The following is a 23,352-nucleotide window of genomic DNA, read 5'->3' on the forward strand; positions in this document are numbered from 1 at the left end:
CTGTACTATGCAAAAAGATACAGTTTTTAAAATGAAACTGTATCTTTTATTGAAGATTAATTTTAGAAATTATCTTTAAGGGCACGTAAGTGAGCAAAGTCTTCGGCACTTTCTGCACGGAGAAAAGGATTTGTTGCCAATTCAAGTTCTATGGTACTGGGTAGGGTGATTGATCCTTGTTTACGTAGCTCACGGACTTCTTCAGCTCGTTCAGATAAAGCATGATTGTGTGGTTCTACCGTTAATGCAAATTCGGCATTTGAAAGTGTGTACTCATGCGTGCAATATACTTTGGTTTGTGTGGGTAATGCTGCTAAACGACTAAGTGAGTGATACATTTGTTCTGCCGTACCTTCAAATAATCGACCACATCCCATTGCAAATAAAGTGTCGCCGCAGAAGACAGCTTCTAACTCTTCAATAAAATAGACAATATGACCTAAAGTATGGCCAGGGGTCGCAATAATCTCTACTTTTAAATCATTAAACTTTAGATGGTCATTATGCTGTAAGGGATGGGTAATCCCCGGAATTTTTGAAAGCTCATCACGTGGGCCATACACTGTAATATTTTGAGCAGCAGTTAAATCAGCAACTCCACCGATATGGTCTTTATGCCAATGTGTAAGCCAGATTTGTTTTAAATTTAACTGATGATTCTGACAAAAGTGGGTAACGAGTTCTGCCTCTGTTGGATCAACTGCAACAGCTTCTTGGGTTTCAGTATCTTCTAAAATCCAGATATAGTTTTGGAGGGCATTCTGTACATCAATAAAATGAATTCTATAACGCATTGTTTTATCCTAAAACCAAATCCAAAAAGTAAATAATCACTAATTTTGATCATAACAGAAAATAGTATTAACCTATGCACTCAACTAGTTGATGAAAAGGACTTATATAAAACAAAAAAGCCCCCATGTAGGGAGCTTTTTATATGGATGATTTAACGTACCTTGGCGAGCCAGTTGCCTAGTGTCTGTACAATCTGTACTAAGAGCAATAGAACAATCACTGTTAAAATCACCACACTTGTATCAAAACGTTGATAGCCATAAGAAATAGCTAAATCGCCAATACCACCTGCGCCAACGGCACCAGCCATTGCTGTTGCACCGATGAGACTGATGGTCGCTGTGGTTAAGTTTAAAATGAGTGAACTGCGTGCTTCTGGCAAAACAAAGCGGGAGATAATTTGCCAAGGTGTAGCACCCATCGCCTGAGCAGATTCAATAATTCCTTCATTTACTTCGAGTAGGGAAGTCTCAATCAGGCGTCCCATATATGGCCCAACATAAATTGTTAAAGGAACGATCGCTGCCCATGTACCAATTGAAGTACCTACCAATAACTTGGTAAGAGGAATCACTGCAATAAGTAAGATAATAAATGGCAGAGAGCGTAACGCATTTACAATCGGGTTAAGTAAATGATAAATGAATCTATTTGGCAAAATACCTTCCGGACGGGTTACAAGCAGGATAATTCCTTGAATGAAACCCCAAATACCACCAAATAAAAGCGCAAAAAACACCATGTGAAATGTTTCTTGCAACGCTGTTACAAACTGGTCAATTGAAAGGGAACTGTGCCAGAAAGGCTGAGTAAGTTCAGTCAACCATTGTACGATAAAATCTCTCATACTTGATCTCCTGATTGAACTACACCTACTTCATTTTGTTCTAGAAATTCGATAGCCTGTTTAATCAACTGAGGATCGCCTAGAAGCTGCACAAACATTTGACCAATCACAGTACCGTTAATTTCAGTCATGTTTGCGAACAAGATATTTAAGCTAATATCAAATTGTTTAATCAGTGACTGAATTACTGGCTCTTGAGCCGAGCGCCCTAAGAACTGTAAACAGTAGATGCTATGATGATGCTGATTCTCGAGTTGATTTAAAATATTCACAGGCAACTGTTGATGTAAAACAGTTTGAATGAAGTTTTTAGTCGTCGGGTGTTGAGGTTTACTAAAGATATCAATCGTTGAACCTTGTTCAATGACTTTACCTGCTTCCATCACAGCCACATGATCACAAACAGTTTCAATGACATCCATTTCATGGGTCACCATAACAATTGTGATTTTTTGCTCTTGATTGATTTTCTTGAGTAGCTCTAACACAGACTTGGTTGTTTGTGGGTCGAGGGCAGAGGTTGCTTCATCACACAAAAGAATTTTTGGATGATTTGCCAAAGCACGAGCAATACCGACACGTTGCTTTTGGCCGCCAGAAAGCTCATCTGGATAAGCATCTTTTTTATGCTTAAGATCAATGAACTCCAATAATTCATTCAAGCGCTTTTCACGTTCTGCCTTATTGTAATTCAGCAGACGCATTGGCATTTCGATATTTTCAGCAACCGTCTTGGTTTGTAGCAAATTGAAGTGCTGGAAAATCATACCAATATTTGCACGTTCCTGACGTAATGAACGCGCATCCAAAGCAGTGAAGTCCTTTTGATTAATGATAACCTGACCTTCATTTGGTCGTTCAAGTAAGTTAATCAGGCGGATTAAAGTACTTTTACCTGCACCACTATAGCCAATAATCCCAAAAATACTTCCTTCTGGAATTTCCAAATTAATTTGGTCCAGAGCTCGTATGGTTTGGCCTTTAAGCTGATAGTGCTTTGAAATGTTTTTAAATTGAATCATGTCGTCAAAAACTATGCTAAAAAGAAAAAACAGGCAAAGAGACTTTGCCTGTTTCGCGTTGCCGGTATTATATTACTATTTAGCTTCCGTGAGGTAGCTGATTGGCTGATTCACGTCAACTTTTGTACCACCAAAGTGTTGTTCAACGTATTTTTTAACAGCTTCAGTGTGGTATAGCTGACCAACCTTCTGAAGAATTGGGTCATCTTTACGAGATTCTGCTGCCGCAAGAATATTTACATTGAGTTTAGTACTTTGATCAACTGGCTCATAGTAGATAGAATCTTTAAGTACATTTAGACCACCTTCCAGCGCCAAAGTATTACCTAAAACGATTGCATCAACTTCATCTTTTACGCGTACAGCAGTTGCCATTTGGATTGGTTTAATATCAATTTTTTTGCTGTTATCGATAATATCGCTTGGCGTACCTTTCGCAGGATCGAAGTCAGCTTTAAGCTTGATTAATCCAGCACTTTGTAATAACAATAACGCGCGAGCTTCATTCGCCGCATCATTAGGAATTGCAATGCTTGCACCTTGAGGGAATTCTTCTACTTTTTTGTGTTTACTTGAGTAGATACCCATTGGTTCAAGATAAGTTGTAGCAACTGGTGCAATTTTATCTTTGTTTGATGCATTGAAAGCAACTAAATATGCATAAGATTGGAATGCGTTTAAGTCAACTTCTTTATTAGCTACAGCTGTATTCATTGCAACATAATCAGTGAAGTTTTTCACTTCAAGCTTAATACCAGCAGCTTTAGTTTCCGGTAAAGTTGAAATATAACGCCAGATGTCAGCGTCAGAACCCGTTGAGGCAATAACCACAGTTTGAAGTTGTGATGAATCACCGCTTTTTCCAGCTTGTGGTTCACTTTGTTGTTTACCGCAGGCTGCAAGTAATAGCACAGACACGATTAAAAAAAGACTGATCAGCTTTTTCATGTAAAAAAAGTCCTGATTAAGTGAGAGATCAACTATTTAAGTTGGCTCTCGACTAGTAAAGAAATGAGTTTTGTTGCAACGTCACAAAGTTTTCAAGGCTAAAGGTTATTACTTATAGCTCTTTTCTAATTCTTCAGACACTTGATTTACCGCATTCATCTGAGCTAAATAAAACTATTTTTACAACAGTTTTATCTTGTATTCTCAGTTTTTAAACGGTCTCTAAAAGTATGAGTGTTAAAAATAACGCTTATCTTTAACAGAATTAGATGATGTGCCCTAATATTTAAAGACACATTAACTTTATGGAAAGTTCCAACGCTTTAACTAATCATATCAATAAAAACATATTCAATATAGTGGACATCTTTCGATCTTAATCATCACAATTGAATAAAAATTAAGATTAATATGAATATTTAAGATAAGTGAAGACGAAAAATAAAAAAGCCCTCCAAAGAGAGCTTCATTATATTTAAACTTTTATTCAGCTTTTTCACGTGCAATTGCGCGATAACCGATATCGCTACGATATTGCATACCTGTGAATGTAACTTGGCCACATACTTCAAGTGCATTGATTTGCGCTTCAAGAACGCTGTCACCCAAAGCAGTTACACAAAGAACTCGACCACCAGAAGTCACAATGTGACCGTCTTCACGAGTTGCAGTGCCTGCATGGAAAATTTTAGTATCTTCAGGTGATTGTCCAATACCTGAAATTACATCACCTTTACGTACACTATCAGGATAACCTTCTGCTGCAAGTACAATACCGATTGACTTACGCTCATCCCATTCAGCTTCATTTGGTAAGTTACCAGCAATACCTGCTTCTACCAATTCAACAAGAGATGATTTTAAGCGCATCATGATGGGTTGAGTTTCAGGGTCACCAAAACGACAGTTGAACTCGATTACACGTGGTTGACCTTGTTCATCGATCATTAAGCCAGCATATAAGAAACCAGTGTAGACATGTCCGTCAGCAGCCATACCTTCAACAGTCGGGCGCATGATTTCAGTCATAACGCGTTCGAAAATATCAGAAGTTACAACTGGAGCAGGAGAGTAGGCACCCATACCACCAGTATTAGGACCTTGGTCACCTTCAAAAATACGCTTGTGATCTTGTGAAGTTGCCATTGGTAAAATGTTTTTACCATCAATCATACAAATGAAAGAAGCTTCTTCGCCTGCAAGGAACTGTTCAATTACCACACGTGAACCAGCATCACCGAATTTGTTGCCAGCAAGCATGTCATCAATTGCTGCAAAAGCTTCTTCGTTAGTCATTGCAACGATTACACCTTTACCAGCAGCAAGACCATCTGCCTTAATTACAATTGGTGCACCATTTTTTTCAACATAAGCTTTAGCTGCATCAACTTCGGTAAATACTTCGTAAAAAGCAGTTGGAATGTTATGACGCTTTAAAAAATGTTTAGCAAATGCTTTTGAGCCTTCAAGCTGAGCAGCGTATTGAGTTGGTCCCCAAATTTTTAGACCTGCTTCACGTGCAGCATCTACTACACCATTCACTAAAGGTGCTTCTGGGCCAACAATAACCAGTTCAACATTGTTTTCTTTAGCAAAAGCAATAATTGCAGGGTTGTCTAAAATATCAAGTTGAACATTTACACATTTGTCTTCTGTTGCTGTACCAGCATTACCAGGTGCAACGAAAACTTGAGTAACTTTGGTATCTTGCGCGATTTTCCATGCTAAAGCATGTTCACGACCACCACTACCTAAAACTAAAATATTCATTTTTAATTTGTTCCTTAACTTTAATCCTTTTCATCCCCCTCTATCCCTCAAGGTGGAGTTTAGCTCCATTATTGTGGAAAACCCTCCTGAATAAAAGGAGGGTTAGGGAGGACTAAATTTAAATTAGTGGCGGAAATGGCGCATACCAGTGAAGACCATTGCAATACCAGCTTCATCTGCTGCTGCGATTACTTCTTCATCACGCATAGAACCACCTGGTTGAATGATGCATTTAATGCCAGCTTTAGCCGCATTATCAATACCATCACGGAACGGGAAGAATGCATCGGAAGCCATTACAGCGCCTTCAACAACTAAACCAGCATGTTCAGCTTTAATGGCAGCAATACGAGCTGAGTTAACACGGCTCATTTGACCTGCACCTACACCAATAGTTTGGCGGTTTTTAGCATAAACAATTGCGTTTGATTTCACATATTTCGCAACTTTCCAAGCAAAGATGAGGTCATCAATTTCTTGCTCAGTTGGTGCACGCTTAGTAACTACTTTAAGATCATCTTTAGTGATCATGCCCAAGTCTTGATCTTGAACAAGTAAGCCGCCATTAACACGTTTGTAGTCAAGTTGCGGTGCACGTGCATCAATTGCAGGTAATTCACCACATACTAAAACACGTACGTTTTTCTTTGCGCCAGTTACTTCAAGTACGCCATCGGCAATGCTTGGAGCAATAATGACTTCAACAAATTGACGCTCTACAATTGCTTGAGCAGTTGCAACATCTAACTCACGGTTAAACGCAATGATACCGCCAAAAGCAGATTCTGGATCTGTTGCGTAAGCTAAATCATAAGCAGCTTTAATACCGTCTAAAGAAACAGCAACACCACAAGGGTTAGCATGTTTTACAATAACACAAGCAGGTTTTGCGAATGATTTAACACATTCAAGTGCTGCATCTGTATCTGCAATATTGTTATAAGACAATTCTTTGCCTTGTAACTGTTTTGCAGTAGAAACTGAAGCTTCTTTTGCATTTGCTTCAACATAAAATGCTGCAGATTGATGTGGGTTTTCACCGTAACGTAAATCTTGTGCTTTGTTCAATTGGGTATTGAATGTGCGAGGGAATAAATCAGCTTCACCTTCGGTCTTACCAACGCGAGCGCCTAAGTAAGAAGCGATCATGCCGTCGTATTGAGCTGTATGTTCAAATGCTTTAACTGCTAAATCAAAACGCGTTTCATAAGAAAGTGAACCAGCGGTTTTTAATTCATTGATTACAGTGTCGTAATCTGAAGCATTTACAACGATACCCACTGAAGCATGATTTTTAGCTGCTGCACGAACCATTGTAGGACCACCGATGTCGATATTTTCGATTGCATCAGGAAGAGTACAGTCTGGTTTTGCAACAGTTGCAGCAAATGGATAAAGGTTTACAACAACAAGATCAATCGGATCAATGTTGTGTTCTTCCATAACTGCTTCGTCTAAACCGCGACGAGCAAGAATACCACCATGAATTTTTGGATGTAATGTCTTAACACGACCATCCATCATTTCAGGGAAGCCCGTATGTTCAGATACTTCTACAACCGCGATATTATTATCTTTAAGCAACTTATATGTGCCGCCTGTAGATAATAGTTCTACCCCTAGAGCTGCAAGGTTTTGAGCAAATTCGACAATTCCTGTCTTATCAGATACAGAAATCAAAGCACGTTTAATAGTCATGATGTTTAATTCAACAATTTCAAGTCTACGGATTAAAACCAATAAGCATAAAAAAATGCCCACGACGTCGTGAGCATTTTATCATTTATTCACTCATTAAACCGTGAGCTTTTAACTTTTTACGTAAAGTGCCACGGTTGAGTCCAAGAATCTCTGCAGCACGTGTTTGATTACCACGTGTATATTCAAGAACTACAGATAAAAGAGGTTTCTCCATTTCTGCTAGCACCATGTCATATACCTGAGATGGTTGCTCACCTTGCAATTGTGCAAAATAATGGCGAACTGCGCGATCCACGTGGATGCGAAGAGCAACATCAGATTGTGCAGTAAAAATAGGAGATTTGCTATTCATGCGAGTTAATCCGAAAATCAAATACTAACTTGGGTAAAGTAGTATATAAATGTGGTCTAAAAATACGGAGTCCTGTTTTAGATCCTAAAACAGTGACTCTAAAACATAAGAACAATTAGCTTGCCATATTTCTTCGTATTGAATAAAAAATAAGCGTAACAATAATTAAATATTTGTTACAGCCCCCTCAAAAACAAAAAAAGTTAGGCTATGCGCTTAAAGTAGAAAAGCACACATGCTTAACAGTATTTTTTTTGGATTGAGAGCGAGGAGTATATGAGTCAAAGCTTTCGTGGCGCGTATCATAACATTGTCTAGGAAAAAGTGAGCAAATTAACTGCATTTTTTTTTATTTTTTTTTCACTTTTTTTACATTTTAGGGGTGGACAATTTCTAATCGATAATTTACTAGGCTTTTTTTGCTTTTGTTTAGCTCAAATTGGAATCGGTAAGGGGTGTTTGATGGAATGCGCTGAATACCCCGTAAGTTCTCTACTAAATATTGCTGAGGAGTTAGTATAATTTCTTCAGTTTTGCTTAGTTCTGTCGCAAAACTTAACTTTAAGTTAGGAAGCTCAATACTTTTATCATTCTGATTAAGTAATATGCCTGAGAATTGGGTGTGGTTTGCATCAATTCTACGAACTTTTATCTTTTCTATATGGATAAGTTGATACAGTTCTGCTGTTTTATTGCAATGTAGTATTTGGCAAACATAATTAAATGCATGACTAACGGTAGGGCTTGTATGCATGAGTTTAGGGTTAAACCAGAGAATCTGGAAAGTAAAAACTAAAATCAGAATAAGGTTGGCAGAGCTCCAGAGCGTATAGTACAACCAACTATGTCTTTTATTATTGTCTTGTTCTTGTGGGGATACTTGCTCAGCCAAATTAAGGTTTGGTAAAGCATTAATAGGTTCATTATGAAAGTAGTTTAAGTTGTTGAGATAGGTTAATAGATCAATATTAGAGTTCTCAACTTTTTGGTCAAAGATATCTAGCACATGTGAATGTGTCATATATCGTGTTTGCATTGAACCATTAACTAAAGTAGATGAATTAACCATGGCTGGCTGTTCAATATTAATCAGATTGGTTAATGCATTAAAATTCGAATTACATTTTGGGCAACAAACCATACCCTGAGCAACAGTCAATTGAGTAAGAGATACTTTATATACTGTTAAACACTTAGGGCAGCGGGTTTGTTTTTCATTCATGAGTTAGAAGTCTCAATTTATTGTTTTACGTTTTCCTGAAATGCGACACCAATTTTCTTCGCGTTTTTCGACATCTAATATATCAAAAAATTCAGAATAAACACGTGAAACATCAGTAACTTGCTCTTCGATTACACCTGCAAGTGCGAACTCACCCTCAGATTTAATTAAATTTGCAAACTCAGATGCAAGTGCCATTAATGGACCCGCTAAAATATTTGCAACTAAAACGTCTGCCTGCTGAGGTTTGAACTCTTGATCGAATTCTTCCGGAAGACCTACATATAGGCGATCTAATATACCATTAAGTTCTGCATTTTGTTTTGTTGCTAAAACAGCTTGAGGGTCAATATCGGTAGCATATACTTTTTTAGCGCCTAATAATAAAGCCGCTACGCCTAAAATGCCTGAACCACAGCCATAATCAATCACGATTTTATCTTTAACATCAGTTTTACCTAGCCATTGTAAGCATAGGAAAGTACTTGCGTGATTACCTGTACCAAACGCAAGACCTGGGTCTAACTTAATATTAGTAGCGTCCGCTTCTGGTGGCTCTAGCCATTCAGGTACGATCCAGAACTTTTCCCCAATCTGAATTGGTTCATAATAATCCATCCATGCGCGTTCCCACACTTGATCTTCAAGTTCTTCATGGCGCATAGGAACATCTGGAAGTTGAGCTTTTAAGAAAGCTTCTAAAGTGTCGACATCAATCGGGTCTTGTTCGTCTTGTTGATAGATGCCTGTCACAATCACTTTATTCCATAAAGGTGTTTCACCTGGTAATGGTTCAAGTAAAGCCTGATCTTCAGCATCATCCAGAGTTACGCTTACCGCACCTAGAGACATTAAAAGTGTTTCTGTGAACTCAACTTGTTCTTGATTAACGGTAATGTGTATTTGTAACCACTTCACGAAAAGGACCTAAAAATTTTATTTAAAGGCGTATTGTAGCGGACTAGACCATTTTAAAAAAGAAAGCGGCCCATCTTTAATGAGCCGTCTTTGAAAATCCTGATGAGATGTGGCGGAAAATAAATGACTTCTTCTCTACCTTATGTCAAAACCGCTTAAGGAGCAGGGGCTTTAAATTGTAGTTTACCGTTTTCGTTTGGTTCACAAGTACCATTAAAGGTTACACCATTATGGCTATAAGATACCCATTCACCTTGCTGTTTTTTCACACAAGCTCTAAGTTCTTTTTGCATCACTGATTTGCTTGAATCTGCAGTATGACTAGCTGTTTTACTTGATTTAGCCGTATGAGTCGATTTAGCAGTATGATTCGTCGCAGCGTGGGTAAACGTTACGCCTGAAAAACAAAGGAGGGATGCAGTTAAGATTTTTAACATAGTCGTTTTCATTTTGTGTTCCTTCTCGTTGCGTTAATTTTAAAGTCGTAGAAGTGCTGTACATTTTTTATTCTAAGATGAAAGATTCTTAAAAACATTCACTTTGTATTGAATTCATGCAACAAAATGTCAAAACATGTGGAGTACCGTAAATCATGTGAAGACAATTTTGTAATTATGTACATCAATAAGCAGATAATTTTGCTATAATGTTCCGTCTTTTTTTTCTGGTGTTTTGTACTCATGCACTACCCTAAAGTTTATGATGTTATTGTTATCGGCGGCGGTCACGCAGGTACGGAAGCGGCCCTTGCTGCTGCGCGTATGGGACGACAGACTTTGCTTTTGACCCATAACATTGAGACTTTGGGCCAAATGAGTTGTAACCCAGCAATCGGCGGTATTGGTAAGTCGCATTTAGTACGCGAAATTGATGCACTTGGTGGTGCAATGGCTTTAGCTGCCGATAAAGGTGGTATTCAGTTCCGTATTTTAAACTCGCGTAAAGGTGCAGCTGTGCGTGCAACACGTGCTCAAGCTGACCGCGTGCGCTATAAAGCTGCCATCCGCGACACTTTGGAAAATCAAGCAAATCTTGATATTTTCCAGCAAGCAGCTGATGACCTGATTGTTGAAGGCGATACTGTTAAAGGTGTTGTTACCCAAATGGGTATTCGCTTTGATGCAAAAACTGTTGTGTTGACTACAGGTACATTCTTAGGCGGTGTAATCCACGTTGGTTTAGAAAAATCAAGTGGTGGTCGTGCGGGTGATCCGCCTTCTATTGCACTTGCTCAGCGTTTACGTGAATTAAAACTACCTGTTGGTCGTTTAAAAACTGGTACTCCACCACGTATTGATGCACGTTCGGTTGATTTTTCAGTCATGATTCCGCAGCCGGGTGATTTCCCGTCTCCAGTTATGTCATTCATGGGTGATGCGTCTATGCACCCTGAACAAGTGAACTGTTATATCACGCATACAAACGAAAAAACTCACGATATTATTCGCGGTGGTTTAGATCGTTCACCAATGTATACGGGTGTTATTGAGGGGGTAGGTCCACGTTACTGTCCATCAATCGAAGATAAGATTCACCGTTTCGCTGATAAAGACTCACATCAAGTATTCTTGGAACCAGAAGGTCTAGATACACATGAGCTTTATCCAAATGGTATTTCGACTTCTTTACCGTTTGATGTTCAGTTTGAGCTTGTACGCTCAATTCGTGGTATGGAAAACGCTCATATCTTACGTCCAGGCTATGCAATTGAATATGATTATTTCAACCCGCAAGCTTTGAAATTTACCCTCGAAACTAAAGCGATTAATGGCTTGTATTTTGCTGGTCAAATTAATGGTACAACAGGTTATGAAGAAGCGGGTGCCCAAGGTTTACTTGCGGGTTTAAATGCTGCACGCCGTGCGTGGGAGCAAGAAGAGTGGACACCTAAACGTGACCAAGCTTATATGGGCGTGTTAGTTGATGACCTCATTACGTTGGGTACTAAAGAACCATATCGTATGTTTACCTCACGTGCTGAATATCGTTTGATGTTGCGTGAAGATAACGCGGATCAACGCTTGACAACTATTGGTCGTGAACTTGGTTTAGTTGATGATGTACGTTGGGCTGCTTATTGTGAAAAAATGGAAGCAGTTGAGCGTGAAACCTCTCGTTTACAACATATATGGGCAGCACCAAATAACCCTATGGGTAAAAAATTCGTTGAAATGACGGGTGCAGATTTGAGTAAGGAATGCAGCGCAATTGATTTGCTTAAGCGTCCTAATATCAACTTTGGTCAAATTGCAGAACTTACGGGTTCTGAAGTTTCAGAGCAAGTGGGTGAGCAAATCGAAATTGCTGTGAAATATGAAGGTTACATCAACCGTCAACATGAAGATGTTGCTCAATTAAAGCGTCTTGAAGAAACTAAAATACCAGCCGATTTTGATTATGATAACGTGTCTGGTTTATCACGCGAAATTACACAGAAGTTAAAAACAGTGCTTCCAGAAACTTTAGCTCAAGCAAGCCGTATTCCTGGTGTTACGCCAGCAGCTGTTCAGCTTGTCATGATCACAATTCGTAAGAACAATATGATTAAGAAAACAGCTTAATCATTTGAGTATATAAAAAGCCCAGTTAAGACTGGGCTTTTTTATTTTCTGTTCAAAAAATATATGGAAACTTCCTAAGGAAGAAAAGAGATTTCGCTTCCTTTTTTTCTTATTTCACATATTTTAAGCCGCCAGTTATATTAAATTCACGTTCAAACAAGAGGGCTTTAACCATGACAATGAAATCAATTCGCTACAATGGATATGAAATGGCATGCCAATGCTCATGTTCAAAATAGCGTAAAAGAAAGAGCGGATCAGTTTTGGTGGGGGAGAAAATCTTGATCTGGAAACAAGTAAAAATATAAGAAGAATATAAAATTAAGAAAATTATAATTCAAAATCTAAAGAGAACCGTATGGTTCTCTTTTTTATAACTACTTACTATCAGTTTCAATTTCACGTACAGCGTTGTGTACTTGAACTGGTTCAATATGCAGTAATTTTTTACCATAACTACGTAGCCACCACACCAGTTGAGATGTAAAAGGTACGGTAGCTGTAACTTCTACGATATTTTCTTCAAGTGGAGTAATCGTTTGGTCTTTACTCAACTGACTTTCATAAAAAGTTTTCGCAGTTTGTTCTGTCATGGTTAAAGTGAGCTGAATTGATTCAGTTGGCTGGTTGTAGTCCACTCTAAAGCCTAAAGCGCCTGAATCAATATAATGATCAATATCAAAATTGACCGGATGTAGGGCGCGACTATCTAATACTTTTGCTGATTTAAAACGGTGCAGAGCAAATGTTTGCACTTCAGTTTTGTCATGCCGTGTGCAAATCAAATAAATGACTGCACCTTTTTGTACCAAAGCTAAAGGGTTTAAAATATAAGTTTTATCTTCGCCTTGATTTACACGGGCCCGATAAACACACTCAATCTGTTTGTCTTGTAGTAGACCTTCATAAATTGCCTGCTGAGCGCCACGATCCACTACAGGTGGAATAAGCGGTTGACTTGCAGGAACAATGCGTACACGGTTAATCCACTGTCTCACATTATTTTGAGTAGAGAGGCTGCGTTTGGCTAAATCAAACCATGGACCCATCTCATCAAGCAGGCTTGGAGGAAGTAAGTGCTTTAGGTGTTCCTCAACCATCATAAAGGTCACTGCTTGAGAGCTTGTCATGTGAGGTAAACTCTGGATAGGAGCGTCTGACTGCCACCGCCAGCCTTGAGGTACGGCTTTATTACTCTCTATCGGAAAACGCTGAGCAATTTGATTTAAGTCACGCTGAATAGTCCTTAAACTGATTTCAATACCTTCGCGCTCAAGCATTTCTTGTAATTCTCGAGTTCCGATCCATTTACCGGTGGGTAGGCGAGACAAGATCTGCCATTGGCGATATAAACTATTCGAAGTTTCTTTTTCTATTACAGACATAAGCGTAATACATCTATATCCAATTGCTTTGGTGTCAACACAATAAAAAATCTTTACAGATTTAGCAAGTTTGTCAGATTCAGTTTATAGCCCGTTGGACAAAGGATGATAAGATTTAGAAGAAAGTTATAACAATGATGCCGTAAAAGTATTACAGATATATAAGTGGCACTGAAATTGCTTATTTAAAAATTAAATATAGATAAATGATAAGACGAGGTGGTTATGTCAGAACAAGAGCATGAATTACATCTAGATAACGATTTTTTTATACAAGAGCAGACAACAACGGCACTTATTAATCCAACCTCTTTTTTAGAACATATTTCTGTGCAAACCAATCTCTTTGAACAACTAAAATCACAGTTCTTTAACGAGATGCTTGATGATGTAACATCGAATGGTGCAGCTTCTAAAAAAATTGAACAATGGTTGAGTATCCGCACTTTAGATGAGTTAAAAGAGCTAAATGCTCAGGCGAAGCAGCATTTTCTTTATCAAGGGATTACCTTTAATGTTTATGGCGATAAAGAAGGAACAGAGCGCACCATACCTTTCGATTTAATTCCAAGAGTAATCGAGAAAAAACAATGGGAAAAAATTGCCTCGGGCTGTGCACAGCGTGTTAAGGCATTAAATTATTTCCTAGATGATATTTATCATGGACAACATATTTTAAAAGAACACATTATTCCCGAAGAACAAATTATGGGAAATGATGCTTTCCAACCTCATATGCTTAAGCATTCTTTAAAGGGAAAAATTTATTCACAAATTAGTGGTATCGATATTATCCGCGATGGTGAGGGAGAGTTTTTTGTATTGGAGGATAATTTAAGAACACCTTCTGGCGTATCTTACATGATTGAAAGCCGAAACATTAGCCAGAAATTAATGCCTGAGCTATGTACAGCCAATAATTTACAGGGGATTGAGCATTATCCAAAACTTTTAAAAGAGATATTGCAAGAAAATTCTTCCGCGGACCAACCTTTTGTCGTGGTACTAACACCAGGGCGTTTTAACAGTGCCTATTATGAGCACGCTTTTCTAGCGCGCGAAATGGATGTGCCATTGGTTACAAATCGAGATTTATTTGTAGAAAATGATCAAGTATTTGTCAAAACTATTCGTGGACGTCAAAAAGTAGACGTAATTTATCGCCGTTTAGATGACGATTTTCTAGATCCTTTAGCATTTCGACCCGACAGTGCTTTAGGAGTAGCTGGTCTTATGTCTGCTTATTTGCAGAAAAATGTGGTGATTGCAAATGCACCTGGAACAGGTGTGGCAGATGATAAATCTATTTACCCTTATGTAGACCAAATGATTCAATATTATTTGGATGAAACACCAATTCTAAAAAATGTACCTACTTATCAGTGCCGTAAAGAAGAACACTTAGACTATGTACTCTCTAATCTGGATCAATTAGTCGTTAAGGAAGCACAAGGTTCAGGTGGATATGGCATGTTGATCGCGCCTAAAGCAAGCTCATGCGAAATTGATGAATTTAAAAAAAAATTAATAGCTATGCCTCATATGTACATTGCACAACCTACTTTGGCTTTATCTGTTGCTCCAACTTTAACGACGGGAGGAGTAGCTGAGCGTCATATTGATTTGCGTCCGTTCGTGTTGAGTTCACCTTATCGTACAGAGATTGTACCTGGTGGTTTAACACGCGTGGCCATGCAAGCTGGCTCTTTGGTCGTAAATTCATCTCAAGGTGGCGGTATAAAAGATACATGGGTTGTCGAAACATTACATTCCTGATTGTGGGTTAAAGAGGAACTTTATGGTTTTACTCAATTCGAGTGCGCATCAAATATATTGGTTGGGTCGATATTTGATGCGAGTTAAATTTGCAGCCTCTCATTTACCCTTTATAGAAGATGAGAAAGCAATAAAATTTGCAGCAGCGTTTGGTTTAGCTATAGAAAATGCTGAATTACTAAATCACTATATGTTAGACAAGAAGCAAACATTTTCATTACTGAACCAGCTCATTATTGCTAAAGATAATATTCAGGAACTAAGAGGGATTTTGTCGGCACATGCTTATGCAGAATTAAATAATGTGATTAATACGCTTCAACCTCAACCTGATGCATTGAAAAAAGCTGTTGAACACTGCACTCAAATACTAGAAGCGGAACATGAAGATATTTATTTATTTTTGTATTTAGGCCAAAAAATAGAGCAATTTGATATAAAACTGCGTTTTGGACAAGATTTATCAGCTCTCGTATCAGAGCTAGATGTTGTGGTGCGACAGCTTGCTCATTTGAATTGGGAAAATATAGATGAAAATTGGCAAGTATTAAAGCAACAACTCACTTGGGACGCTTATTATACTTTTACACAGCAGTTGGAAAATATGTTTGAGGGCTGATTATGAAATTGATGGTTAATCATCAAACGCATTATAGCTATACTGAAACTGCTCGAAATAGCATTCAGTATATTAAAATGATGCCTCAAACATCGGCTCATCAGCATGTTATGAATTGGGCAATTAGTGTGCCGGGCGATAAAACCATCAAAAGAGATATATTTAATAATGTATGGATGACGGCTAGTCAGCGTTATTCATACCAACATCTAACCTTTATGGCTCAAGGAATTGTTGAGCTTCAAAACGTGGAAATGGGTTGTGTAAATCTCTCTACACCCGCTAATTTGTTTTTGCAAATGACAGGTGCAACTCGATGTGATGCGGAAATGTTGGACTTTGCAAAAAATATTGTGGTGACTAAAGACCGACAACATATTGCATTATTAAGTGAATATATCTTACAGAAAATACTTTATCAGCCTGAAAGTACTTCAGTTCAGACAACTGCGATCGAAGCATTTCATGCTGGACAAGGTGTATGCCAAGATCATGCGCACATTTTAATTGCGATGTGCCGTGCGTTACAATTACCTGCACGTTACGTCTCGGGTTATCTATTTGATCAAAACTATCCGCACCTTGCCAGTCACGCTTGGGCGGAAGTATTTTTAGAAAATCAGTGGTATTGTTTTGATGTAAGCAATCAGTTGTTTACACCCAAACATCATATTTACCTTGCTGTAGGACGTGACTATCTCGATGTAGCACCTATTCGTGGTGTAAGAGAGCAAGGTGGAATTGAAAACATGATGTCTGTGGTTCAAGTGTTGGCATGTTGAATGTAAAGAGAATGAAATGACCTATTGTTGTGCGCTAAGATTGGAACAGGGTTTAGTGTTTATCAGTGACACAAGAACCAATGCAGGGGTTGATCATATTTCTGTGTTCCGAAAATTGCATACTTTCGGCGTTACTGGAGAGCGCTTTATGGCGTTGCAAACAGCAGGCAACTTAGCAACAACGCAAGCTGTTATAGGTCATTTGCAAAATGCGCTTACTTTGCAGCAAGAGCCTAATTTGTATAGTGTTAATACAATGTTTGAGGCAGCCGAACTGATAGGGAAAACTTTAAAAGCTGTTTTAGAGGATATTAGTTCAGACACTCAAGAACAAATGAATTACGCCTGTAGTATTTTGGTCGGTGGTCAGATTAAAGGTGGTGACATGCAGCTTTATAATGTCTATCCACAAGGCAATTTTATTTGTGCGACGACTGATACACCTTATTTTCAAATTGGTGAAAGTAAATATGGCAAACCGATTCTAGATCGAGCTTTATATTATGCAATGCCATTAGATGATGCATTACGTTGTAGCCTGATTTCTTTTGACTCAACTTTACGTTCAAATGTATCTGTTGGCTTACCACTTGATGCATTGATTTATAAGAAAGATAGTTTTGTTATTCCGATGGGAAAACGAATTACAGAAGACGATCCTTATTTTTCACAAATTAGTCGGCAATGGTCAGATACTCTACGTCGCGGCTTACAAGAAATGCCAAAACCAACAGATGATTACTGGCGATAAAATATTGAATATTTAAATAAAAAAATCCAAGCAAGCTTGGATTTTTTATATTTTATTATTTAACTGCTTTTACGAGTAGGGCGATTACTTAGGCGGCAGAGTAATTCATAACCTATCGTTCCGTTAGCATCCGCAACATCATCAACGAGGCGGTGGGAACCCCAAAGTTCAACTGGTGTACCTAATTTCACTTGCAGACCTGTTACGTCAATTGCAAGCATATCCATACTCACTCGCCCTACAACTGCACAGAGCTGTTTATCAATAGCGACATAGTTTTGTTTAATATAAGCGCGTGGATAGCCATCACCATACCCTATAGAAACAATGGCGATATCCATGGCTTGCTTTGCACAGAAAGTAGAACCATAACCGACATGTTCCTCAGGTTGAATATGGTTTAGGGCAATGACTTCTGCTGAAAAAGTCATTACTGGTTTTAAGTCAAGATCATGGACTGTTTGTTCTGCAAAAGGTGAGGCGCCGTAAAGCATGATACCTGGACGAACATAATCAAAATGTAATTCTGGCCATTTATAAATAGCAGCTGAGTTACAGCAAGATGCTAAAACAGGATCACAAGCTTGTTTAACTTGTAAAAATTGTTGTTTTTGTTGCTCGTTCAGTGGATGGTCTACATCTGCATTTGCGAAATGCATTGCAAGCACACAAGTAAATCCTTCAGATTTTAAAGTTTTAATAACTTCAATAATTTCTGGATTTTTAAAACCTAGACGGTTCATGCCGCTGTTAAGCTTAACCCAAACTTTTAAACCTTGGGTAATGTAGGCTTGTTTGTGTTTAATTAACCATTCAAATTGTTGTTGATGGTGAATCACACATTCAAATTTTTGTTTAATTGCAATTGGCATTTCATCTTCAGAAAATACCCCTTCAATTAAAGTAACGGGTTGTTGGAATCCGTGTTGACGAATTTCCAAACCTTCTTGTAGGCAGGCGACACCAAAGGCATCTGAGGCATTTAAGGCTGCTAAACAGTCTTTGATTCCATGTCCATAAGCATTAGCTTTCACCATACTTACAATTTTTGAATTTGTTGCGAGTTGTTTGACACGGTTTAAATTATATTGAAGTGCATTGCGATCAATATAAACTGTTGCTTGGCGCACCCTCATTTACTCCTTTGGGCTAGAGATAGAGTTTATTCTTCATCATCATATTGGCTGTAATACTCAGGAGAGAGATTACTAAATCGAGTATATTGACCTTCAAAAGCAAGACGAACTGAACCAATTGGACCGTTACGCTGCTTACCAATAATAATTTCTGCAGTGCCGGCTTCTTTCGACTCTTTGTTATAAACCTCATCACGGTAAATAAACATAATTAAGTCGGCATCCTGCTCGATCGCACCGGATTCACGTAAGTCGGACATTACAGGGCGTTTATTTGGACGGTTTTCCAGACTTCGGTTAAGCTGGGAAAGTGCGATAACAGGACATTGCATTTCTTTCGCTAGTGCTTTTAAGCTACGAGAAATTTCTGAAATCTCGCCTACACGGTTATCACCCATACCTGGAACTTTCATAAGCTGCAAGTAATCGACCATGATGCAACCAATTTTACCATCATGCATTTTGGCAACGCGGCGGGCACGGGCACGGAGTTCAGTTGGAGGTAGAGCAGATGAGTCATCAATATACAAATGCATTTGTTGAAGCTGCAAAATTGTACCGGTTACCTTGGTCCATTCATCTGCATCTAAATTCCCCGAACGTAAATGTCCTTGATGAACTTTACCCATTGCAGAAATAAGACGCATCGCAATCGAGTCTGCTGGCATCTCCATTGAAAATACCAGAGCAGGTAGTTTGTTATATTGCAAAACACTTTCAACCAAATTCATGGCAAAGGTAGTTTTACCCATCGATGGACGTGCAGCAACAATAATTAAATCACCAGGTTGCATACCCGATGTTTTATTATCAAGTTCTAAGAAACCTGTCGTTAAACCTGTAATATTGCCGTCTAATTTTGAAAGCTCGTCTAGCTTACTAATAACGTCTGCGGTAACAGAACTAATAGATTTAGGGCCTGCATCTTTTTTATTATTATTGTGCTGTTCTGCTAAAGAGAAAATACTCGTTTCAGCTAAGTCTAAAATTTCACTAACACCACGACCTTTTGTGTCATAAGCATTTTGTAAGATTTCAGTACTAACTTTAATCATACTGCGTAGAGTAGAAAATTCTTTAATTTTAGTGGCATAGGTTTCTAAGTTATAGAAACTTGATGGTGAATCAGCCATGAGCTGCATTAAATATTCTTCGCCACCAATAGCATCAAGTAAATTTTGTTTTAGGAGCCAGTCACTTACTAAGACAGCATCATAGGGTGAGTTTTCTTGTGCTAATTTCTCGATTGCACGAAAAATATATTTATGACGAGTCGCGTAAAAATCATTTTCTTTTAGTACATCGTTGACTTGCTCAAAGGATTCGGCAACTGTCATCAAAGCAGCCAGAACAGCCTGCTCAATGGCTAAATTGTGTGGGGGAGTGCGAAACTCTTTAAGTTGGCCTGATTCACTCGTTTTATTTTCTATTGGAGATGAAAGCGCTAAAGAAGTGGCATTCGCCTGAGACATAATTAGACCTGATGATAAAGAAGGGTGTACACAACGTGGCTGTAAAGCCGAGAACTATCTTAAAACAAAATTAAATAAACTACCTAATTAAAAAACCAATTAAACTGAAGAACTGATCAGGAATTAATATATCTTATTTTAAAATTTGAAACATAAAAAAAGAGCATGCAAAAGCATGCTCTTTTTTTGATGAGAAATTACTCAGATACGATAGTAACGAGAACTTCTGCAACAACATCATGGTGCAATTGAATTGCGATGTTGAATTCACCAGTGTGACGAAGCGCGCCATTTGGTAAACGAACTTCTGCACGGTCAACTGTAAGACCAGCATTCGTTAATGCGTCAGCGATGTCACGAGTACCGATAGAACCGAACAGTTTACCTTCGTCACCAGCTTTAGCAGTGATAACGATGTTAACTTCGTTCAATTGTTCAGCACGTGCTTGAGCAGCAGCTAAAACTTCAGCTTCTTGCTTCTCAAGTTCAGCACGACGAGCTTCAAAAGCAGCAGTGTTAGCTTCAGTAGCTGCAACTGCTTTACCTTGAGGGATAAGGAAGTTACGGCCGTAACCAGCTTTAACTGATACTTTATCGCCTAATTTACCAAGGTTCTTAATGCGTTGTAATAAGATAACGTCCACAGATCACCTCACTTATGGTTGTCAGTGTACGGAATCAAAGACAAATAGCGAGCTTGTTTGATAGCAAGTGCTAATTGACGTTGATAACGAGCTTTAGTACCAGTGATACGGCTAGGAACAATCTTGCCGTTTTCAGTGATGTACTGTTTTAAAGTGTCGATATCTTTGTAGTCGATGTACGCAACATTCTCAGCTGTAAAGCGGCAGAACTTGCGACGACGGTAAAAACGTGCCATTGATGTTCTCCTTATTCAGCTTCTTGAGCAACTTGCTGTGCTTCTTCGCGTTGAGCTTTACGCGCACGCTTTTCTTCAGCACTCTTAGCAAGCAATGACTCTTCAGTGATTGCGTGTTCACGACGGATGATAAGGTTACGAATGATCGCGTCGTTATAACGGAATAATTCTTCTAACTCATCAAGCGTAGTTTGACCACATTCAACATTCATAAGAATGTAGTGCGCTTTGTGAATTTTGTTAATTGGGTAAGCCAATTGACGACGGCCCCAATCTTCTAAACGGTGAATTTGACCTTCAGCTTCTTTGATCTGAGAGATATAGCGTTCAACCATACCTACAACTTGATCGCTTTGGTCTGGGTGTACCAAAAGTACGATTTCGTAATGACGCATTGTCAGCTCCTTACGGTTTAAACAGCCCCTAATCAAAAAATTAGAAGCAAGGAGTCATAACTTAATAAGTTATGTCGCAAAAATTGCGAAGGCTGAATTATAGGTAAAAGTTCGACTAAAAACAAATCTTTTGATCAGAAAAGTAAAACTTCTTTACTATAAAGAGGAAATCCTCTCTTGTTTAAAAGAGAGGAAGATTTGGAGCAGGGGATTGATAGGTAAAGCTAAAACTCAAACTTAACAGGGTAATTAATATGACCGAGTAGAGGAAAAATCGTTTAGCCCAGAGTTGATCATTTTCGGCCTTAAATCCAATAACTGATAAATATAACCAATAAGCTGTTAAAGCATTAAAGGTAATTAAAAAGAAGATATTGGTATAGCCAAAACAATATAACCCATTCAAAACAGCTGCAAATAATAGGATATAAATGACACATTCAATTTTCGTACGATAAATAGAACGTGCTACAGGCAAAATTGGAATTCCCGCATTTTTGTAATCATCAAAACGATAAATTGCAATTGCCCAAGAGTGAGGCATTTGCCATAAAGCGTATGCTAAAAACAAAAGCAAGGCTGCTACATCAAATTGATGAGTTACTGCGGTATAACCAATAACAGGAGGGCTCGCTCCGGAGATGCTACCAATGACGGTTTGATGGATTGAGGTGCGTTTGGTCCACAAACTATAAAAACCGACATAGACAATGAAACCAATCATTGCAAACAAAAATGCATAACCATTTACACCGAACCATAAAATGCTAAAACCAATTACTCCAAGCACTAATGCATATATCAGCGCAACAGTAGGAGAGATTGTTTTTTTAACAAGTGCGCGGTTTTGGGTGCGCTGCATCTTTGTGTCAATATCTTGATCTATAACATTATTAACCACACAACCAGAGGCCACAACTAAAGTTGTTCCAATTAGGGTAAGAAGTAATAATGAGATGTCTATAGAGCCTTGGGCGGCTAAGAAAAAGCCGCCCAAGGTGGTAATGAAATTACCGAAGAGAATTCCTGGTTTAGTCAGGAATAGATATTTTTTCAACATGACAATCAGTTTAGATCATCATATTGTAGTGAAGGTAATTCATAATCCACACAGAACCGATTAAAAGTACAGCGATACATAGGATTGTGTAGATAAATGCAATCATATTCCAACGTTGTTCAGATGATGTATTCATGTGTAAGAAGTACACAAGTTGTACAAGAACCTGAGCAACCGCAGTGATCGCAATCACAGTAACTAAAAGACCACGACTGAAACCACCCATCATCACCATCCCGAACGGGATGATGGTGAGGATAACAGAAAGGATAAATCCAACAGTGTATTGCTTAAAGTTACCGTGTGACGCACCAGCAGCATTATGCTCATGACTACTCATTAGAGAACTCCCAGTAAGTAAACGACGCTGAATACACAGATCCAAACGATGTCAAGGAAGTGCCAGAACAAGCTTAAGCAAGCAAGACGACGTGTATTCGGTAAAGTCAAACCTTTAGTTTTGATTTGATACATTAATACAAGCATCCACACTAAACCAGAAGTTACGTGGATACCGTGTGTACCAACCAAAGTAAAGAACGATGATAAGAATGCACTGTGAGTTGGACCATGACCTTCTTCTACAAGGTGATGGAATTCATAGAGTTCCATACCGATGAAGGTCGCACCAAAAAGGAATGTAATAAATAACCAAGTGATCACTTGATTTACATTCTTTTTATAAGATGCAAGTACAGCAAAACCGAAAGTTACCGATGAAATCAATAAGGCAAATGTTTCAGTTAACACGTAGCCTAATGACTCATGGAATAGGTCATATGCACTTGGAGTCCCTGCTGGAACATGACTGCTTAATACAGCGAACGCAATGAAGAGTGATCCGAAAAGAATCAAGTCACTCATCAAGTATGTCCAGAAACCAAAAACCGTTAAATCAGTATCATCATGTTCATGATGACCGTCATGGCCGTGGTTGTCGTGATGAAGTACTTCAGCCAT

24 protein-coding genes are annotated in these 23,352 nt (G+C 38.5%); 5 read left to right on the forward strand and 19 right to left on the reverse strand.

What is annotated here, in order from left to right; all coding sequences use genetic code 11:
* Window positions 1-62: 62 nt before the first annotated feature.
* The 10 genes from gloB to POD11_RS03450 form a co-directional block, all read right to left on the reverse strand.
* Complete coding sequence (gene gloB, locus POD11_RS03405; protein WP_239968507.1) at window positions 63-794, reverse strand: hydroxyacylglutathione hydrolase; 732 nt, start codon at window positions 792-794, stop codon at window positions 63-65.
* A gap of 152 nt (window positions 795-946) precedes the next feature.
* Window positions 947-1,642 carry a methionine ABC transporter permease gene (locus tag POD11_RS03410; protein WP_016140546.1) on the reverse strand — a complete coding sequence of 232 codons (696 nt, stop codon included), beginning with the start codon at window positions 1,640-1,642 and terminating at the stop codon, window positions 947-949.
* A complete protein-coding gene (locus POD11_RS03415) occupies window positions 1,639-2,664 on the reverse strand; it encodes a methionine ABC transporter ATP-binding protein (protein ID WP_016140547.1) in 1,026 nt (341 codons plus the stop codon). The genes POD11_RS03410 and POD11_RS03415 overlap by 4 nt, the downstream gene beginning before the upstream one ends.
* A 75-nt stretch (window positions 2,665-2,739) precedes the next feature.
* Window positions 2,740-3,612: a MetQ/NlpA family ABC transporter substrate-binding protein gene (locus POD11_RS03420; protein WP_262456357.1), complete on the reverse strand. Its 873-nt coding sequence runs from the start codon at window positions 3,610-3,612 to the stop codon at window positions 2,740-2,742.
* A gap of 483 nt (window positions 3,613-4,095) precedes the next feature.
* The gene (purD, locus tag POD11_RS03425) at window positions 4,096-5,382 is read right to left on the reverse strand and encodes a phosphoribosylamine--glycine ligase (protein WP_262456359.1); all 1,287 of its coding nucleotides are present in this window, start codon (window positions 5,380-5,382) and stop codon (window positions 4,096-4,098) included.
* 123 nt (window positions 5,383-5,505) lie between these two features.
* Entirely contained in the window at window positions 5,506-7,080 is a 1,575-nt protein-coding gene (gene purH / locus POD11_RS03430) for a bifunctional phosphoribosylaminoimidazolecarboxamide formyltransferase/IMP cyclohydrolase (protein ID WP_025465553.1), read from the reverse strand.
* Between the two features lie 85 nt (window positions 7,081-7,165).
* Window positions 7,166-7,435, reverse strand: coding sequence for a DNA-binding transcriptional regulator Fis (gene fis / locus POD11_RS03435; protein ID WP_001086304.1), 270 nt, complete (start codon window positions 7,433-7,435; stop codon window positions 7,166-7,168).
* Between the two features lie 376 nt (window positions 7,436-7,811).
* Window positions 7,812-8,657 (reverse strand): zinc-ribbon and DUF3426 domain-containing protein, encoded by an 846-nt coding sequence (locus POD11_RS03440; protein ID WP_262456360.1) that lies wholly within the window; start codon window positions 8,655-8,657, stop codon window positions 7,812-7,814.
* Window positions 8,658-8,669: 12 nt separating this feature from the next.
* Window positions 8,670-9,575: a 50S ribosomal protein L11 methyltransferase gene (gene prmA / locus POD11_RS03445; RefSeq protein WP_262456361.1), complete on the reverse strand. Its 906-nt coding sequence runs from the start codon at window positions 9,573-9,575 to the stop codon at window positions 8,670-8,672.
* 155 nt (window positions 9,576-9,730) lie between these two features.
* The gene (locus tag POD11_RS03450) at window positions 9,731-10,024 is read right to left on the reverse strand and encodes a hypothetical protein (RefSeq protein ID WP_151988521.1); all 294 of its coding nucleotides are present in this window, start codon (window positions 10,022-10,024) and stop codon (window positions 9,731-9,733) included.
* A gap of 231 nt (window positions 10,025-10,255) precedes the next feature.
* Between POD11_RS03450 and mnmG the strand changes: the two genes are divergently transcribed.
* A complete protein-coding gene (mnmG, locus tag POD11_RS03455; protein WP_016140552.1) occupies window positions 10,256-12,136 on the forward strand; it encodes a tRNA uridine-5-carboxymethylaminomethyl(34) synthesis enzyme MnmG in 1,881 nt (626 codons plus the stop codon).
* A gap of 377 nt (window positions 12,137-12,513) precedes the next feature.
* Here mnmG and POD11_RS03460 read toward each other — a convergent pair whose 3' ends face one another.
* Window positions 12,514-13,521 (reverse strand): helix-turn-helix transcriptional regulator, encoded by a 1,008-nt coding sequence (locus POD11_RS03460; RefSeq protein WP_224991339.1) that lies wholly within the window; start codon window positions 13,519-13,521, stop codon window positions 12,514-12,516.
* A gap of 225 nt (window positions 13,522-13,746) precedes the next feature.
* Between POD11_RS03460 and POD11_RS03465 the strand changes: the two genes are divergently transcribed.
* From POD11_RS03465 to POD11_RS03480, 4 genes are read left to right on the forward strand one after another with little or no spacing between them, the layout of a single operon-like run.
* The gene (locus POD11_RS03465; protein ID WP_262456364.1) at window positions 13,747-15,297 is read left to right on the forward strand and encodes a circularly permuted type 2 ATP-grasp protein; all 1,551 of its coding nucleotides are present in this window, start codon (window positions 13,747-13,749) and stop codon (window positions 15,295-15,297) included.
* A 22-nt stretch (window positions 15,298-15,319) separates the two neighbouring features.
* Complete coding sequence (locus POD11_RS03470) at window positions 15,320-15,916, forward strand: alpha-E domain-containing protein (protein WP_262456612.1); 597 nt, start codon at window positions 15,320-15,322, stop codon at window positions 15,914-15,916.
* Between the two features lie 2 nt (window positions 15,917-15,918).
* Window positions 15,919-16,698 carry a transglutaminase family protein gene (locus POD11_RS03475; protein ID WP_262456366.1) on the forward strand — a complete coding sequence of 260 codons (780 nt, stop codon included), beginning with the start codon at window positions 15,919-15,921 and terminating at the stop codon, window positions 16,696-16,698.
* Between the two features lie 16 nt (window positions 16,699-16,714).
* A complete protein-coding gene (locus tag POD11_RS03480; protein WP_016140557.1) occupies window positions 16,715-17,449 on the forward strand; it encodes a proteasome-type protease in 735 nt (244 codons plus the stop codon).
* Window positions 17,450-17,508: 59 nt separating this feature from the next.
* Here POD11_RS03480 and alr read toward each other — a convergent pair whose 3' ends face one another.
* The 8 genes from alr to cyoC all read right to left on the reverse strand — a co-directional run bounded on the left by alr (window position 17,509) and on the right by cyoC (window position 23,352).
* Window positions 17,509-18,579, reverse strand: coding sequence for an alanine racemase (alr, locus tag POD11_RS03485; protein WP_262456367.1), 1,071 nt, complete (start codon window positions 18,577-18,579; stop codon window positions 17,509-17,511).
* Between the two features lie 32 nt (window positions 18,580-18,611).
* Window positions 18,612-20,057: a replicative DNA helicase gene (gene dnaB / locus POD11_RS03490; RefSeq protein WP_016140559.1), complete on the reverse strand. Its 1,446-nt coding sequence runs from the start codon at window positions 20,055-20,057 to the stop codon at window positions 18,612-18,614.
* Window positions 20,058-20,254: 197 nt separating this feature from the next.
* Window positions 20,255-20,701 carry a 50S ribosomal protein L9 gene (rplI, locus tag POD11_RS03495; RefSeq protein ID WP_000382591.1) on the reverse strand — a complete coding sequence of 149 codons (447 nt, stop codon included), beginning with the start codon at window positions 20,699-20,701 and terminating at the stop codon, window positions 20,255-20,257.
* Window positions 20,702-20,709: 8 nt separating this feature from the next.
* Window positions 20,710-20,937, reverse strand: a complete 228-nt coding sequence (gene rpsR, locus POD11_RS03500) for a 30S ribosomal protein S18 (RefSeq protein ID WP_000090661.1) — start codon at window positions 20,935-20,937, stop codon at window positions 20,710-20,712.
* Window positions 20,938-20,948: 11 nt separating this feature from the next.
* Entirely contained in the window at window positions 20,949-21,332 is a 384-nt protein-coding gene (gene rpsF / locus POD11_RS03505; protein WP_002119610.1) for a 30S ribosomal protein S6, read from the reverse strand.
* Window positions 21,333-21,513: 181 nt separating this feature from the next.
* Window positions 21,514-22,392 carry a heme o synthase gene (cyoE, locus tag POD11_RS03510; RefSeq protein WP_239968520.1) on the reverse strand — a complete coding sequence of 293 codons (879 nt, stop codon included), beginning with the start codon at window positions 22,390-22,392 and terminating at the stop codon, window positions 21,514-21,516.
* A 10-nt stretch (window positions 22,393-22,402) separates the two neighbouring features.
* On the reverse strand, window positions 22,403-22,732 hold the full coding sequence (locus POD11_RS03515; protein ID WP_016140561.1) for a cytochrome o ubiquinol oxidase subunit IV: 330 nt from the start codon (window positions 22,730-22,732) through the stop codon (window positions 22,403-22,405).
* Window positions 22,732-23,352: a cytochrome o ubiquinol oxidase subunit III gene (cyoC, locus tag POD11_RS03520; protein ID WP_016140562.1), complete on the reverse strand. Its 621-nt coding sequence runs from the start codon at window positions 23,350-23,352 to the stop codon at window positions 22,732-22,734. The genes POD11_RS03515 and cyoC overlap by 1 nt, the downstream gene beginning before the upstream one ends.

It is taken from the genome of Acinetobacter sp. P1(2023) (genome assembly GCF_028367635.1).
Classification (GTDB): Bacteria; Pseudomonadota; Gammaproteobacteria; order Pseudomonadales; family Moraxellaceae; genus Acinetobacter; species Acinetobacter pittii_E.

What these genes read in the sequence shown, in the direction of transcription:
- gloB (WP_239968507.1), bottom strand. Translation starts at nt 794, where the DNA reads ATGCGTTATAGAATTCATTTTATTGATGTACAGAATGCCCTCCAAAAC.
- POD11_RS03410 (WP_016140546.1), bottom strand. Translation starts at nt 1,642, where the DNA reads ATGAGAGATTTTATCGTACAATGGTTGACTGAACTTACTCAGCCTTTC.
- POD11_RS03415 (WP_016140547.1), bottom strand. Translation starts at nt 2,664, where the DNA reads ATGATTCAATTTAAAAACATTTCAAAGCACTATCAGCTTAAAGGCCAA.
- POD11_RS03420 (WP_262456357.1), bottom strand. Translation starts at nt 3,612, where the DNA reads ATGAAAAAGCTGATCAGTCTTTTTTTAATCGTGTCTGTGCTATTACTT.
- purD (WP_262456359.1), bottom strand. Translation starts at nt 5,382, where the DNA reads ATGAATATTTTAGTTTTAGGTAGTGGTGGTCGTGAACATGCTTTAGCA.
- purH (WP_025465553.1), bottom strand. Translation starts at nt 7,080, where the DNA reads ATGACTATTAAACGTGCTTTGATTTCTGTATCTGATAAGACAGGAATT.
- fis (WP_001086304.1), bottom strand. Translation starts at nt 7,435, where the DNA reads ATGAATAGCAAATCTCCTATTTTTACTGCACAATCTGATGTTGCTCTT.
- POD11_RS03440 (WP_262456360.1), bottom strand. Translation starts at nt 8,657, where the DNA reads ATGAATGAAAAACAAACCCGCTGCCCTAAGTGTTTAACAGTATATAAA.
- POD11_RS03450 (WP_151988521.1), bottom strand. Translation starts at nt 10,024, where the DNA reads ATGAAAACGACTATGTTAAAAATCTTAACTGCATCCCTCCTTTGTTTT.
- mnmG (WP_016140552.1), top strand. Translation starts at nt 10,256, where the DNA reads ATGCACTACCCTAAAGTTTATGATGTTATTGTTATCGGCGGCGGTCAC.
- POD11_RS03460 (WP_224991339.1), bottom strand. Translation starts at nt 13,521, where the DNA reads ATGTCTGTAATAGAAAAAGAAACTTCGAATAGTTTATATCGCCAATGG.
- POD11_RS03465 (WP_262456364.1), top strand. Translation starts at nt 13,747, where the DNA reads ATGTCAGAACAAGAGCATGAATTACATCTAGATAACGATTTTTTTATA.
- POD11_RS03470 (WP_262456612.1), top strand. Translation starts at nt 15,320, where the DNA reads ATGGTTTTACTCAATTCGAGTGCGCATCAAATATATTGGTTGGGTCGA.
- POD11_RS03475 (WP_262456366.1), top strand. Translation starts at nt 15,919, where the DNA reads ATGAAATTGATGGTTAATCATCAAACGCATTATAGCTATACTGAAACT.
- POD11_RS03480 (WP_016140557.1), top strand. Translation starts at nt 16,715, where the DNA reads ATGACCTATTGTTGTGCGCTAAGATTGGAACAGGGTTTAGTGTTTATC.
- dnaB (WP_016140559.1), bottom strand. Translation starts at nt 20,057, where the DNA reads ATGTCTCAGGCGAATGCCACTTCTTTAGCGCTTTCATCTCCAATAGAA.
- rpsR (WP_000090661.1), bottom strand. Translation starts at nt 20,937, where the DNA reads ATGGCACGTTTTTACCGTCGTCGCAAGTTCTGCCGCTTTACAGCTGAG.
- rpsF (WP_002119610.1), bottom strand. Translation starts at nt 21,332, where the DNA reads ATGCGTCATTACGAAATCGTACTTTTGGTACACCCAGACCAAAGCGAT.
- cyoE (WP_239968520.1), bottom strand. Translation starts at nt 22,392, where the DNA reads ATGTTGAAAAAATATCTATTCCTGACTAAACCAGGAATTCTCTTCGGT.
- POD11_RS03515 (WP_016140561.1), bottom strand. Translation starts at nt 22,732, where the DNA reads ATGAGTAGTCATGAGCATAATGCTGCTGGTGCGTCACACGGTAACTTT.
- cyoC (WP_016140562.1), bottom strand. Translation starts at nt 23,352, where the DNA reads ATGGCTGAAGTACTTCATCACGACAACCACGGCCATGACGGTCATCAT.